Annotated in this window: 12 protein-coding genes and 1 rRNA gene; 4 read left to right on the top strand and 9 right to left on the bottom strand. The window is 39.3% G+C overall.

Annotated features, from left to right (window positions below; translation table 11 throughout):
* Positions 1 to 7 precede the first annotated feature (7 nt).
* From ACG916_RS12320 to ACG916_RS12305, 4 genes are all read right to left on the bottom strand, one after another.
* Complete coding sequence (locus tag ACG916_RS12320; protein ID WP_336954305.1) at positions 8 to 1165, bottom strand: acyl-CoA dehydrogenase family protein; 1158 nt, start codon at positions 1163 to 1165, stop codon at positions 8 to 10.
* A gap of 105 nt (positions 1166 to 1270) precedes the next feature.
* Entirely contained in the window at positions 1271 to 2884 is a 1614-nt protein-coding gene (locus tag ACG916_RS12315) for an acyl-CoA carboxylase subunit beta (RefSeq protein ID WP_419328353.1), read from the bottom strand.
* Positions 2881 to 3792 carry an SDR family oxidoreductase gene (locus tag ACG916_RS12310; RefSeq protein ID WP_419328352.1) on the bottom strand — a complete coding sequence of 304 codons (912 nt, stop codon included), beginning with the start codon at positions 3790 to 3792 and terminating at the stop codon, positions 2881 to 2883. Before ACG916_RS12310 ends, ACG916_RS12315 begins: the two co-directional genes overlap by 4 nt.
* Before the next feature lie 97 nt (positions 3793 to 3889).
* On the bottom strand, positions 3890 to 5680 hold the full coding sequence (locus ACG916_RS12305) for an acyclic terpene utilization AtuA family protein (RefSeq protein WP_419328351.1): 1791 nt from the start codon (positions 5678 to 5680) through the stop codon (positions 3890 to 3892).
* 166 nt (positions 5681 to 5846) lie between these two features.
* Here ACG916_RS12305 and ACG916_RS12300 point away from each other — a divergent pair, with 166 nt between their 5' ends.
* The 3 genes from ACG916_RS12300 (at position 5847) to ACG916_RS12290 (ending at position 7439) form a co-directional block, all read left to right on the top strand.
* The gene (locus ACG916_RS12300) at positions 5847 to 6446 is read left to right on the top strand and encodes a TetR/AcrR family transcriptional regulator (RefSeq protein ID WP_419328350.1); all 600 of its coding nucleotides are present in this window, start codon (positions 5847 to 5849) and stop codon (positions 6444 to 6446) included.
* The gene (locus ACG916_RS12295; protein ID WP_419328348.1) at positions 6443 to 6937 is read left to right on the top strand and encodes a GNAT family N-acetyltransferase; all 495 of its coding nucleotides are present in this window, start codon (positions 6443 to 6445) and stop codon (positions 6935 to 6937) included. Before ACG916_RS12300 ends, ACG916_RS12295 begins: the two co-directional genes overlap by 4 nt.
* A 73-nt stretch (positions 6938 to 7010) precedes the next feature.
* On the top strand, positions 7011 to 7439 hold the full coding sequence (locus ACG916_RS12290; protein ID WP_419328347.1) for a hypothetical protein: 429 nt from the start codon (positions 7011 to 7013) through the stop codon (positions 7437 to 7439).
* Positions 7440 to 7515: 76 nt separating this feature from the next.
* On the opposite strand, the gene ACG916_RS12285 is transcribed toward ACG916_RS12290, so the two are convergent.
* The 3 genes from ACG916_RS12285 to ACG916_RS12275 form a co-directional block, all read right to left on the bottom strand.
* Positions 7516 to 7725, bottom strand: a complete 210-nt coding sequence (locus ACG916_RS12285; RefSeq protein ID WP_419328346.1) for an antitoxin — start codon at positions 7723 to 7725, stop codon at positions 7516 to 7518.
* 102 nt (positions 7726 to 7827) lie between these two features.
* A complete protein-coding gene (locus tag ACG916_RS12280; protein ID WP_419328344.1) occupies positions 7828 to 8997 on the bottom strand; it encodes an acyl-CoA dehydrogenase family protein in 1170 nt (389 codons plus the stop codon).
* Positions 8998 to 9069: 72 nt separating this feature from the next.
* Positions 9070 to 10233: an acyl-CoA dehydrogenase family protein gene (locus ACG916_RS12275; protein ID WP_419330586.1), complete on the bottom strand. Its 1164-nt coding sequence runs from the start codon at positions 10231 to 10233 to the stop codon at positions 9070 to 9072.
* Positions 10234 to 10427: 194 nt separating this feature from the next.
* Between ACG916_RS12275 and ACG916_RS12270 the strand changes: the two genes are divergently transcribed.
* A complete protein-coding gene (locus tag ACG916_RS12270) occupies positions 10428 to 13784 on the top strand; it encodes a DEAD/DEAH box helicase (RefSeq protein ID WP_419328343.1) in 3357 nt (1118 codons plus the stop codon).
* Positions 13785 to 13936: 152 nt separating this feature from the next.
* Here the strand turns inward: ACG916_RS12270 and ACG916_RS12265 are convergent, their stop codons facing one another.
* Positions 13937 to 14440, bottom strand: coding sequence for a DUF2004 domain-containing protein (locus ACG916_RS12265; RefSeq protein WP_419328342.1), 504 nt, complete (start codon positions 14438 to 14440; stop codon positions 13937 to 13939).
* 178 nt (positions 14441 to 14618) lie between these two features.
* Positions 14619 to 14695, bottom strand: a 5S ribosomal RNA gene (rrf, locus tag ACG916_RS21780); the annotation flags it as partial.

Raw genomic sequence — 14695 nt, 5'->3', positions numbered from 1 at the left:
CTCCTTGTTATTTACGCTTAGATGGAAGAATGTCCATCAACTTACAAATAATTCCAAGCATAATTTCATCTGCACCACCACCAATCGAACCTAAACGACCATCACGATACAGCTGAGAAGCGGGGTTATCCCACATAAAACCATTTCCACCCCAAAACTGTAAGCAACTGTCTGCAACTTCTCTAGTTAAACGACCTGCTTTAAGTTTTGCCATAGAGGCAATTTCTGTTGCATTTCCACCGTCAATGTGAATTTCACAAGCACGATAGGTTAAGGCACGTAAAGCTTCCACTTCGGTCATCAACTCAGCAAAACGGAAATGTACATATTGGTTATTAATCAACGGTTGTCCAAAGGTGCTTCGTTCTTTTGTATATTGAATGGTTTGTTGAATCACATTTTCCAAACCACCAATTGCATTGGCAGCCGCCCACATTCGTTCTTCTTGGAACTGCATCATTTGCATCATAAAGCCCATACCTTCTGTACCCACCAAGTAGCGTTGTGGTACACGAACATTGTCAAAATAGACTTCTGCTGTCGTGGTTGAACGCATTCCCAATTTATTAAGTGGTTCAGAGAAAGAGATGCCAGCGGATTTTGCCGGAACAATAATCATAGACTTATTGACATGCGGTTTATCATCAGAGGTATTGGCCAATAAGCAAAAAAAGTCAGCTTGAAGTGAATTGGTAATCCACATTTTGCTGCCATTAATCACATAATCATCACCCTGTTTTTTTGCGGTTGTTTTGATGGCTGCGACATCTGATCCTGCATGTACTTCCGATACAGCAATCGAAGCAACATATTCACCCGCAATTGCAGGTGTTAAAAATTCATCTCGTAATTCTTGACTACCAAAGCGGGCCAAAGCTGGTGTTGCCATATCCGTTTGCACACCAATCGCCAAAGGTACGCCACCACAGGCGGCCCGTCCTAACTCTTCTGCAACCACAAGGTTATAAGAATAATCTAAGCCTAATCCGCCATTTTCTTCAGGCTTACAAATCCCCAACAAACCTAAATCCGACAGTTTTTTAAACACATCATGAATAGGAAATCGCCCTTCAGCTTCCCATGTCGGAATATAAGGATTGAGTTCAGTCTCAACAAACTGACGTGTAGTACGGCGTAGTGCTTCATGCTCTGTGGTAAATTTCATTGTTTTTTTCCTTAAATTTAATCTTCTCTCACTCGCTTTAATAAAGCGGAGAACACCTCACTTTTAAAAGATGAGGAATAATGAGTTTCGCAAGGGTGAGTACTTTTAAAGCCTCGATACACCAAATCGTATTGGATTTAGTTTGCGATGTTCTGCTTCATAAATTGTTTCTAATAAGAAGATCAGGACTTTGCGTGTATCACGCGGGTCGATAATTCCATCATCATGCAACATGGCCGTATTAAATAAGGCGGTTGACTGCTGTTCTAATTTTGCTGCTGTACTTTGCTCTAAGAAATCCAGCATCTGCTGGTTAGGTTCCATCCCTGAAGCTTTTTGCTTTCCTTCTGCCACGATACGTAATACCTTGCCTGCCTGAGCTGAACCCATCACCGCCACATGCGAGTTTGGCCATGCAAAAATAAATTGCGGTGATAATGGACGTCCACACATGGCGTAGTTCCCCGCACCATAGGAACCCGCCACAACAATAGAAATTTTCGGCACAGTGGTATTGGCAACGGCCTGAATCAATTTCGAACCATGCTTAATAATGCCATTCTGTTCAGCATCAGTTCCAACCATAAAGCCTGTGGTGTTATGTAAAAACAGTAATGGGCGTTTAGTCTGTTCACAAAGGTGAATGAACTGTGCAGCTTTGGTGGCGCCTTGTGGGGTAATCGGTCCGTTGTTGGTGATAATTCCAATATGTAGCCCACCAATTTTTGCCCAGCCACACACGGTCAATGCATCATATTCTTGTTTTACTTCAAAGAATTCAGAGTCATCAACAATTCGTGCAATCACATCTTTCATGTCAAAAGGCTGCTTTGGACTTGCAGGAATGATCCCTAACAACTCCTCGGCAGGATAACGTGGCTCTTTATAGCTTAAGTTTAACTTTTGAGTTTGCTCTTTCCAGTTAAGATGCTCAAAAACCTCACGGGCAATACGAATCCCATCAGCATCATTCTCAGCTAAAAATTCGGCTGTTCCAGCAACCTGTGCATGCATTTCTGCACCACCGAGTTCTTCTGCTGTTGCCACTTCTCCGGTTGCCGCCAAAAGTAAAGGTGGCCCTGCGAGTAACATCTCAGTTTGCTTACGAACTGCAATCACATAATCAGATAGACCCGGTTGATACGCTCCACCCGCTGTTGCATTGCCATGTACCACAGAGACTTGGGGTAAACCTGCGGCAGACAGTCGTGCCTGATTGGCAAAGGTCATTCCACCATAAGTAAATACTTCAGCAGCGTAATTTAAGTTGGCACCCCCACTTTCAGTGAGAGTCAGCATCGGTAATTTCTGTTCAAAAGCGATTGCTTGAAGACGTAAGGTTTTTTGTACCCCCATCGGTGACATTGTTCCGCCTTTGATTGCACTGTTACTTGCTGAAATCAGACAACGGACACCACTGACGAAACCGATCCCTGAAATAATCCCACCGCCAGCATCTGACCCATCTTTATCATCATGCATGCCATAACCCACCAAGCCACACAATTCAACAAATGGTGAATCGGCATCAAGGGCTAAACGGACACGTTCATGCGGTAAAATTTTGCCTTTCTTGTCAAATTTAGGTTTGGCTGCATAAGATTTTTCAATATTCTTATTTTGCACTGCACGCACTTCAGCAATTTGAGCAAGTAATGCCTGCTTGTTCTGTTCAAATTGCTCACTACCAACTGTAATTTCGGATTGGAGAACAGTCATGAATTTTCTCCTGTCTGTTGGTTATTGGTTTGATCACTCAATTGTTGTTTTAATACGTCTGGAATAAAGGCACGATGGAAGCCATTAAACGACTCACTATTCGAGGCATCTGCCAATGGGTACATTCGAGTACCTAAGGATGCAGCACCATCAATACGAATCGTCATGCCAGAAATAAAACCTGCGGCTTCTGAAAGTAAATAACAAATGGCAGAAGAAATTTCAGATTCCGTGCCCATCCGTTTCAACGGCACATTTCCCGCCAAACTTGGGATAATAAATTTGGCAAAATCACCGGTATAATTATCCATTCCAGAAGAAACAACCCAACCAGGTGCAACACAATTAACACGTACCCCAGAACGACCCCACTCCACCGCTGCTGTTTTGGTTAAATTATCTACCCCAGCACGGGCTGCACCAGAGTGTCCCATCCCCGGCATGCCACCCCACATATCAGCTGCCATATTGACAATACTGCCACCATGTTTTGCCATCCATTGGTTATAGGCTTCTTTCATTAAGTAGAAAGTTGAATGTAGGTTGTTGCGTACCACAGCATCAAAACCGTTGGCAGAAATGCCTTCTAAATTTGAGGGAAACTGACCGCCAGCGTTATTGACAAGGCCATCGAGTCTGCCAAATTTTTCAATCACTTCAGCAATCATCTCTTTCACGTTGTGTTCTTCGCGATTATCACAAACGATAAAATGAACTTTGCCACCATCTTCGATGATTTCTTTGCTGACATTTTCCAGCTTTTCAATTTTCCGCCCTGTAATCACCACTTGAGCCCCTAAAGCAGCCAGTTCATGAGCAGTACAGCGTCCTATACCTGAACCACCACCGGTCACAATGATGACTTGCTCCTGAAAAGCATCCGATCTAAATATTGAGTGATAATGCATTTTTATATCCAAATTGTTGTCGTTTAACTTGCTTAAATCCCGCTCCAAGCTCTCTTTTAAAAAGCGAGGAATTCCCCCCCTCGTTCGTAAACAAGGATTAGAAGGACTTTAAACTCGCTGGGATTTTGACTGGCATATCTAAAAGCTGCTGTGCAAAAGCTTTGCCTTGTGGATCAATACGTAAACTGGCAATTCCTCCACCACCTAAGGCATTTTCGAGCATAAAATTTAAGGCATTAAACCCCGTGATTTCATAACAAATCACTTTAGACTTTTCAGGGTCTAAAACATGCTGCATATATTCTTTGACCTTTTCCTCAGTCAAATTGGCGCGAATCCAAGGTAGATATTCAGGCTGACGAGCGATCACACCAATATTGCTGTGATTGCCTTTATCGCCACTCCGAGCATGGGCAATTTCAACTAAAGGAACTTCAATCTCCTGACCCGTAAATTGAGCAACCTCACCCACTGCAACAGTATTAAAAGATTGATCTGAGCAACCTGATGGAATCTGTATATTTTGACGCTGACCATTGATATCAATCGCAACACTTAGTTTTGATTTATCCACTAAAAATGAGAACAACTTAATCACAGGGGAAGCTTTGGGACGCCCCCCAACAATTCCAGCCAATGCAGGTGCCATTCCGGTAGATGCTTGGGCAATTTCAGAAGCAAAGAACATACATGCTTCTTTAAACATGTGCGTTACAGCGATTTTGACAACTACTTCTCGACTATTAATCTGCTGCGCATTTGCGCCATAGGTACTTTCAATACCCAATATTTCAACTGATTTTTCTGAGAATGGCGGAACTGAACGTAATGCTAAAACACGCTCACACTTATTTAATATCGCATCTGCAATGACTTGGGCTTTTTCAGGGGCTTCGCGTCCTGCAATCAGGAAGCTCACCAAAACACGATAACCATCGGGATAGGTTGCACTGACTTTATATTGTTGTGTCGGTGCTCTACCTTTTGCACCAGTCACTAAAACTCGATCCTCACCCACTTGTTCTAATTTCACTTGGCTGAAGTCAGCAGTAACATCGGGCAGTAAATACGCTTGCGGATTGCCAATTTCATAGACAACTTGTTCAGCAACAGTTGCAACCGAAACCAGTCCACCGGTTCCTTTGGGTTTAGTTACAATAAATGATGCATCTGCTTTCACTTCAACAATTGGAAACCCCATATTGTCAAAGCCTTGTACTAAGCGCCAATCCGTGAAATTGCCACCGGTACATTGTGCACCACACTCAATGATATGCCCTGCTAAAGAACCTTGGGATAGCTTGTCATAATCCTCTAAGGACCATTGATATTCATGCAACAATGGTGCAAGCACCACAGCTGAATCCACCACTCGCCCAGTGATGACAATATCTGCACCTTGATCAAGTGCGTCTCGAATTGGAACAGCTCCTAAGTAAGCGTTACAACTGGCTAATTGGCTGGGTAAATCTTCGCCACTAAACATTTCTTTAATATTTTGTGTTTTTAATTCGGCTTGTTGTGGCAATAGGTCATCCCCTAATACCACTGCAATTTTTAAATCCAATCCTTGTGCTGCAAGCACTTTCTGTAAGGCATCACGACATGCCAATGGATTGACACCACCAGCATTGCTAATCACTTTTATTTTTTTATCACTGATTTTTTTAAGCAGCGGTATCATCACCCGACTGACAAAATCCAAAGCATAACCATGTTCTGGATTGGTCATCATCGCTTTTGCCATGATAGACATGGTAATTTCTGAAAGGTAATCAAAAACCAAATAATTGATGTCAGACAAATGTACCAACTGAAATGCTGCAGTATTGGTGTCCCCCCAGAAACCTGAAGCACATCCAATTTTTACAATACGCTGATCTTCCATTTTCACACCTATCTTGTTTTCATTGTTCTGAATAAAATTTATACTCCAATCTACCAAGCAAGCGCTTGGTTTGTAAAGAGCAAAATGTTATCCTGAATTGGCAAATGTGTTAAAACGCGTTTCTAACAATGAATAATTTGCTTAACTTTATGGAAAAAATGATCCGATGATTGCTCACTCAATCGATGATATCCAACCAATCGCATGTTTTGATGACAGCCCTAAAGGTCGTTTATTACTTGGTGCTGCCTATTTATTTCATAAGCAAGGTTATGCCAAAACCACAGTTCGTGAGTTAGCAAATTTTATTGGAATTCAATCAGGTAGTTTGTTTCATCATTTTAAAAGCAAGGATGATATTCTTGCCCATGTCATGCATGAAACCATTATTTACAATCATGCCCGTATGCTTGATGCGATCCAAAAATCGGATGATGCTGAACAACAGTTAAAACACTTAATCAAAGCTGAGTTAATTTCGATTACGGGAGATACGGGTTCAGCCATGGCTGTTTTAGTTTATGAATGGTTTGCATTGTCAAAACAACGGCAAGAAGAACTCCTTAAACTGCGAAATGATTATGAGGACATCTGGTTCGCTGTGATTGAAAAATTACGTGACCTTGGTAAAATTCAGCATGATGCTTTTATTTGGCGCCGTTTGTTGGGTGGTGCGATTGCTTGGACCGTCACTTGGTATAATCCCAATGGTAAAATGAGCTTAGATGAACTGACTGAAATCGTTTTGGAAATGGCTTTGAAATGAGCACAGTTTATCTTCGCAAGCCCAACATTTCAGATCTTGAAGAAATCGAAAAGGCCTATAAAAAAAGCCAAATACTTCATCATCCTTGGACATATCCTCCTAATGATTTTCAACATTACTTACAACAAGAAGGCAGATATTTCCTTTGTCTGACTAAAATCCATCAAATTATTGGTACCTTTAACATTTCCAATATCATTCGCGGTTATTTTCATTCTGCTTATTTAGGTTATGAGGTTTTTGAGCCTTTTCAAGGACATGGCTACATGCGTTTAGGCATTAATTTATTGTTGAATGAAGCATTCCATGTTTTAAATTTGCATCGTTTAGAGGCAAATATACAACCTGAGAATACTGCTTCCATTCGCCTTGTTGCGGGTGCTGGCTTTATTCAGGAAGGCTTTTCTCGACAATATTTGCGGATTGGTGGTCAGCAATGGATGGATCATCAACGTTGGGCGATAATTAATGAGGATTGGGCCGAAGATTGACAAGCAATGCTTGATTTCTCAGTTGCACTTGTTCTAAGTTCTATAGAACCGAAATAACTTAACATTTGCTTGCATGATAAAACAGACAGAAATAATTTATAAAATATACCCTCAACGGTACATTACAGCTTCGGCAATTAACGCATTAGCTCAACGTTTCAATTTACCTACTGATCCTTATATGCAAGATTGGGAATATGAAGTTGCAGATCCCAGTCGTATTGATGAATTTATGCATGTTTATCTTTCAAATGAACTTAACGATGACGAAAAATTTGCACTTATGGAAACACTTTTACAATCATTTGAGGAATCATCGAAAATACTAGGCTCAGATCAACAATGGATGGCGATTCTTCAAATTTTACAAGACAATCTAGACATTCATGCAACGACCATTTGTTATTGGGCATGTGGAAATTCAGCTTACAATCTTTGTTGGAGAATAACGCCATATCTACGTAAAATTAAACTTCAGAATCATCTAAAAATCACACAATAAGATCAGTATTAGATTTAGGCATTGAGTTGTTCTAAAAGTGAAGACTTTTGAGAATTCACAACAATTTTTCTCAACTTTAAGTACCTTGATCTTCCCGCTCAAGCAAAAAATTATCTTCAAACTCAAACACAGCCTCTTGCATAATTTCCCAAGGATGATTTAAAGGTAAGAGTAAAACACCATTACCAAAGTGTTTAACCACAACGTCTTTGTCCTTAAAATGAAATGCCGTAGGTAAAAGAACGGCCTGACTATGTCCTAATTGTAAAACCTTTGTTACTTCCATAAAGACTCCTTAAATTGACAATAACCATAGACCTCTAGCGCACCTATGGTTATTTTTAGCTGAAACCAGCTTTGTAAGTTTTTATCACTTAAAAATTTGTCATTAAAACCCCAACTGCTTACTAATCAAATCTTTCATGATCTCTTCAGCACCACCACCGATCATATTTACTTTGACCTCACGATAAATACGCTCAGATTTAGTCCCTCGCATAAAGCCCATGCCACCTAGAGTCTGCACTGCTGCATCTGCACAGAACTGCATGGTTTGGGTTGCGATATTTTTTGACATACAAATTTGTGCAATTAAATCACTGCCCTGTAGTTCAGCCTGCCCCATACGATAAGCAGTATCCTCCAATAATGCCCGAGTTGTGGTTAAACGCGTCGCCATATCAACCAACTTATGACGTACCACTTGATGATCAACTAAGCGTTTTCCAAAAGTCTTACGCGCTTTAGACCATTCTAAAGCCTCTTGATAACAAACCAAGGCATAACCATAGGCCATAGAGGCCAACCAAAAGCGTTCCATATTGAAGTTTTTCATAATGACCTTAAAGCCAGCATTTTCTTCACCAAGAAGATTTTCTACAGGAACTTTGACTTGGTCAAAATGCAAATGAGCAGTATCCGATGCCCACCAGCCCATTTTCTTTAAAGGTGATTTAGTAATGCCTTCACTATGTGCATCGACCAATAACATCGAAATACCACTCGCACCTTTATTTTCAGGATCAGTTCTCACCGCTACCGTATAATAATCTGCGCGCATACCTGAAGTAATAAAGGTTTTTTCACCACTCACCAGATAGAAATTACCTTCACGGATTGCTTTGGTTTGTAATGCAGCAACATCAGAACCGCCGCTTGGTTCGGTAATCGCAAGTGCAGAAATTTTTTCGCCTGAAATAATTTGTGGCATCACCTTGTCACGAATATGCGGCTGGGCAAAATGATGAATTGGTGGTGTACCAATAGTATGAATCATCAAAGAAATATGTACCCCACCAGAGCCAGCTTTAGCTGTTTCAACTGCGGCTAAGAACACATGAAATGCATCTGCATCAGAGATTCCCCCATGCTCATCATCAAAGCCTAAACCCAATAGACCAATTGCAGCAGCCTTTTGATAAAGTTCACGAGGAAAAGTTTCGGCTTCATCCCATTCATTGACAAAAGGAGAAATCTCTTTTTCAACAAATTTCTTCACACTCTCTGCAAATACACGATGCTCAGCGGTGTAGTAAATCGGGTTATTTAAATGATCCATATCTTGTTGTTCCCTGCTTATTTTTATTGCGATTTATTGTGTACAGTTCTAGTTTAATCCATTCTCGATATTCTAATAGCCCAATTGACGACTCGCGAGGTCTTTCATAATTTCTTCTGCCCCACCACCAATCATATTGACTTTAACATCACGGTAAATCCGTTCAGACTTGGTACCTCGCATAAAGCCCATGCCCCCTAAAGTTTGTACAGCTGCATCTGCACAAAACTGCATAGTTTGAGTGGCCACATTTTTAAGCATACAGATTTGTGCAATTAACTCATTGCCCTGCATTTCAGGCTTCCCTAAGCGATAAGCAGTATCCTCCAACAAAGCAAGTGTTGTGGTTAAGCGAGTCGCCATATCAACTAATTTATGCCGAACCACTTGATGATCAACTAAACGTTTACCAAAGGTTTTTCGTTCTCGTGCCCATTCCAATGCTTCTTCATAACAGGTTAATGCAAAACCATAACTACTGGCAGCAAGGAAAAAACGCTCCATATTGAAGTTATTCATAATCACAAGGAAACCCATATTTTCTGCCCCCAACAAATTGCTTGCAGGAACACGAACCTGATCAAAATGGAGATGAGCCGTATCCGAAGCCCACCATCCCATTTTATCGAGTTTTGATTTGCTTATGCCGTCACTATGTGCATCAATCAATAACATCGAGATACCATTCGGGCCTTTAGCATCAGGATCTGTACGTACCGCAACGGTATAATAATCCGCACGAATGCCCGATGTAATAAAGGTTTTTTCACCACTAACAATATAGTCTTGACCATCCCTTACAGCTTTGGTTTTAAGTGCTGCCACATCAGAACCACCCGTAGGTTCAGTAATCGCCAACGCTGAAACTTTTTCACCTGCCAAGATTTGAGTCAGTACAGTTTGTTTAATCTCATCTGAAGCAAAATGGTTGATTGGAGGTGCGCCAATCGAATGTGACAATAAGGAAGCACATAGACCACCTGAACCTGTTTTGGCTAACTCAATCGAAGACAACAACACATGAAAAGCATCGGTTTCTGGAATTCCCCCATAGTTTTCGTCAAAACCTATCCCCAATAAGCCAATATCTGCGGCTTTTTTATAAAGTTCTTTTGGATAGGTTTCTGCCTCTTCCCATTGATTGATATGTGGCATTAATTCTTTTTGAACAAACTTTCGAATGGAATCTGCAAATGCAAAATGCTGATCTGTATAGTAAATTGGATTATGCTTCATATTGATTTGCTTCCCAGCATTATTTTGAAAAACTTATACTGACAGATTTTATTTAATTTAAAGTTGCAGAAACGATCAATTTGTATTTAAAAACATGTCATTTTTGATCAAAACTCCTATATTAATTTCAGATTCATGCTCAAAAATCCGTTACACTGTTAGTAATTTCCTTTTAATTTTTAGCTCTATAAATAATGGCGACATTGAATCAATTTTTATCACGTTTTAACCCTGCAACCATTCAAAGAAGCTTGAGTTATGTCAAAAAAATTGATCTAAAATCCTTAGAGGTCTACCCTGATCGGGATAATTTAGTCATCGAAGCTCAAATTCAGGGAACGGATTATTATGAAACGGCTGTTATCTATAATCCTTTAACAAATAAAATTGTGGATACTGACTGTAGTTGCCCTGTTGGTTACGATTGTAAGCATTCGGCTGCACTTGCACGTTATTTTTATGATCAACAACTTTCCAACCCAGCTGCTCGTCAAAAACTAAACCCATTAGACCAAGCTCAAACCACAACAAATAGCTCTACCCACACCACGGCAAAAGCTTGGCTCGCTCAATTTAAACAACAATTGGCACAAGTTCAACGTACTGAAACGCCAGTACAGCACCAACTTATTTATATTTTCCAACCAAAAAATAACACCGCCAAATTACAACTGAGTGTTTTTAAAGTTCGGCGTAACAAAGATGGAAAAATTAGAGATACTGCACTCTACACCAGCTATGACAATGTATTAAATGAACGTCTTAAAGTGAGTAAAGAAGAAAAGAAAATCTTTAGTCATTTGTACTTTTTCGCTAAGCTAAATTTTAGCGATGTTCATTTTTATCCAGCGTCATGGGATATTTCAGGAATCTATCAAGAACATCTAAGAACGGCTATTCAAAGTAGCGCTTGTTTTGCACTAGATGTACAAAGATTACCTTTAACATGGTCTGATCAATCTTATAAAATTGAATTCAACTGGCAAACGCGTACAGAACAGCAAACAGAAAAACTCAAGGCACAATTTTTTGATGAAAATCATCTAGAAATTTCACCTGACCATGCTGAACAAATTTATATTATTCATTCTCATCCATTAAGTTATCTCGATACCCTTAAAAACCAAGTCGGTGTACTTGAGTCGTTATATTCTAGTGAAATGATCGAAGAATTGCTGAATATGCCACAAATGCCTGTGGAATTAATGGCTGAATTTGAGCAAGTGATTCAACCCTATGCATTTTTTGAAGATTTACCTCAAGCGCCATTTACACAAAGTATAGAAATATTAAAAGGCAAACCCACACCTATTTTACGTTTTGGAACACATCCGCAATATGATCGTCTTGGTCATATGCATCATTATGCAATTGCTGAAATTGAATTTGAATACTCAGCTGGACGAATTAAAGCGGGTTTCCCTGATGACAGCTTCATTATCAATATTGATGAAAAAGCAGTTCGCCAACAACGCGACTTAGTTGCTGAAAAGAAACATATTGATGAATTAATTCATTCAGTTAAATCCATGCAACGGATTAGCAAGCTACCAAAGAGCAAACGCCCTGCTTTTGATGACATCACTGAAAACTCAATTGTGTATGCAGATCCCATGGCTTGGGTTGAGCAACTGGTTCCTGAAAATAAAATCGAAGGTCTTGGCTGGAAAGTTGAACATACCCTAGATAGTCAGTTCAATTTAAGTGCAACACAAAACCTGCAACTCTCATTAAATGAATCTGAAAAAAAACAAGACTGGTTTAATGTCGGTGCGACGATTCAGGATATGCATGGCAACACCTATAACCTGATTGATCTTCTTGGCTATGCGATACAGCATAATCCACATCTTTTAGAAGATGACTATATTGAAAAAATGGACAGTGACAGCTTCTTAATTGTTCATTTAAGAGAAGCTCAAACACAACTGGCACTTAGAAATCAAGAAATTAAGCCCATCCTGATCTATTTAAAAGAAATTTTACGACATCCTGAATCTGCAACATTAGATCAATACGATGCCGCTCAATTCTTAGACTTACAGCATCATTTGGGCATGCCTTGGCGCACCAACGAACGCCTGAAAATATTTGCTGAAAAGCTTCAAAATAGTTATCAAGATCAAATCTGTACACCACAAGGTTTCCAAGGCGAACTACGCCCATATCAACAACAAGGTTTAGCATGGCTACAGTTTTTACGTGAAACTGAACATGGTGGTATCCTTGCAGATGATATGGGACTCGGTAAAACCGCACAAACACTTGCACACATTCTATTAGAAAAGCAAGCAGGCAGATTAAATCAACGACCTGCCTTGATTATTGCACCAACATCTTTAATGCATAACTGGCGTAAAGAAGCTGAGAAGTTCACTCCTGAATTAAAAGTTTTGGTCTTACAAGGGCATGATCGAGTTGAGCATTTTCAAGAGATTAAAAATGTAGATATTGTGCTCAGTACCTACCCACTTTTGGGCCGTGATGAAGAGTTTTTACTGCCTTATCAATATCATTTATTGATTTTGGATGAAGCACAAAACATTAAAAATCCACGTGCCAAAGCCTCTCAAGTTGTACGACAAATCAAAGCAAAACATCGTCTATGCTTAACTGGTACGCCGATGGAAAACCATTTGGGTGAGTTATGGTCATTGTTCCATTTCTTAATGCCTGGTTTTTTATATAGTCAGGAATTGTTTAATAAAAAATATCGCAATCCTATCGAGAAATATGCAGATCTTCAGGTTAAAACCAAACTCATTTCTCGTATTAAACCGTTTATGTTGCGTCGTTTAAAAACAGAGGTGGCGAAAGAGCTTCCTGAAAAAACCACGATTGAAGTCAATATTGATATGAATGAACAGCAATCTAAGCTCTACGAAGCTGTTCGTGCAACAATGCAAAAGAATATTCGTGAGTTGATTGCAGCTAAAGGCTTCCATCGTAGTCAGATTCAAATTTTAAGTGCATTACTTAAACTTCGACAAGTTTGCTGTCATCCAAGCCTTTTACAACTGGATCAAATCAAAAATCAAAATGTTGAATCAGCAAAATTAGATCATTTATTGGAAATGGTTCAAGATATGGTTGAGGAAGGACGTAAGATTTTAATCTTCTCTCAATTCACCACGATGCTACAACTCATTGAAGAGCATTTAAAAACCTTAAATATTCGAAATGTAAAACTTACTGGACAAACCAAGAAACGTGATGAAGTGATCACGGCATTCCAAGCAGGTGATATTCCTGTTTTCCTCATCAGTTTAAAGGCAGGCGGTGTTGGGCTTAATCTCACTGCTGCTGATACTGTGATTCATTATGATCCTTGGTGGAACCCAGCGGCTGAAGATCAAGCGTCTGATCGTGCATGGCGTATTGGTCAAGATAAACCTGTATTTGTTTATAAGTTGATTACCAACCAGAGTATTGAAGAAAAGATTTTAGCCTTACAGAAAAATAAAGCTGATCTTGCCAAATCTATTCTGAGTATCGATCATGAAAATGAAGTGAAATTATCTGAAGATGATGTCATGAGTTTGCTGGATTGAAACTTTAAAGATAAGGTGTGAAATTTAACAAAAGCTAGATCTAACGCATCAATATGAAGCCCCCGTCATCGTGATGGGGTTTTCTTTTTTATACCTACATTGTTTTAAAATCTATAGACTGTTGAATACCGTTGCTTCACTTCACTGCATCGTTAGCTTTCCCAACTTAAATGATCCAAATTACCGTAATGATCTGTTTTAACGACGATTAACTGATCAGTTAACTCTCTATTTGTAGTGTAATCAAAGACAGCAAAATACGATGTATCATACTTTCCATCTGGATAAAGCCCAACTCTTGTTAAATATAATTTGGTTAAAAACTGCTGTGCTTTGTCTATTGGATTAGCAATCCCAATTTTTTCTAAGAAATCATCGCCTAATTCTTCAATATGAAAATCCACATATTCTTTAACAGTCCCTTCCTTTTCATTTTCAAGATCTTGCTGAATATAATCTTGGTTTTTTTGATCAAATTTTTCTATATTTTCAATAAAAGACTTAATTCGTTGAAAAGTTTCTACGTCCAAAGTGTTCGCTTCAAAATTTAAATCAACTTGAACGGCTTTGCCACTAAGCTCAATATCCACTTGATAATATTCTTCTAGGGATTCTAATTTCAGTGTTCCAAAATGCGGCAAGGTGTATTCTGACATTTTTTATATTCCTATATTTTTTTCACGTTAGGTAAAGCAATTAATTTATCATTTAATGATAAAAAATTCTTGGTCTAGATTTTATATTTATGTCTTTAAAAATAATAAAACACTTAAAAATAATACGCATAAAAAAACACCCCGTTCTCGCTAGAGACCGGGGTGTTTTAGATTTAAAAGCTGGCGATGACTTACTCTCACATGGGTAACCCCACACTACCATCAGCGCTAAGAGGTTTCACTTCTGAGTTCGGG

The sequence above is a fragment of the Acinetobacter legionensis genome (genome assembly GCF_048552295.1).
Classification (GTDB): Bacteria; Pseudomonadota; Gammaproteobacteria; order Pseudomonadales; family Moraxellaceae; genus Acinetobacter.
This window is presented reverse-complemented; position numbering and strand designations above follow the sequence as displayed.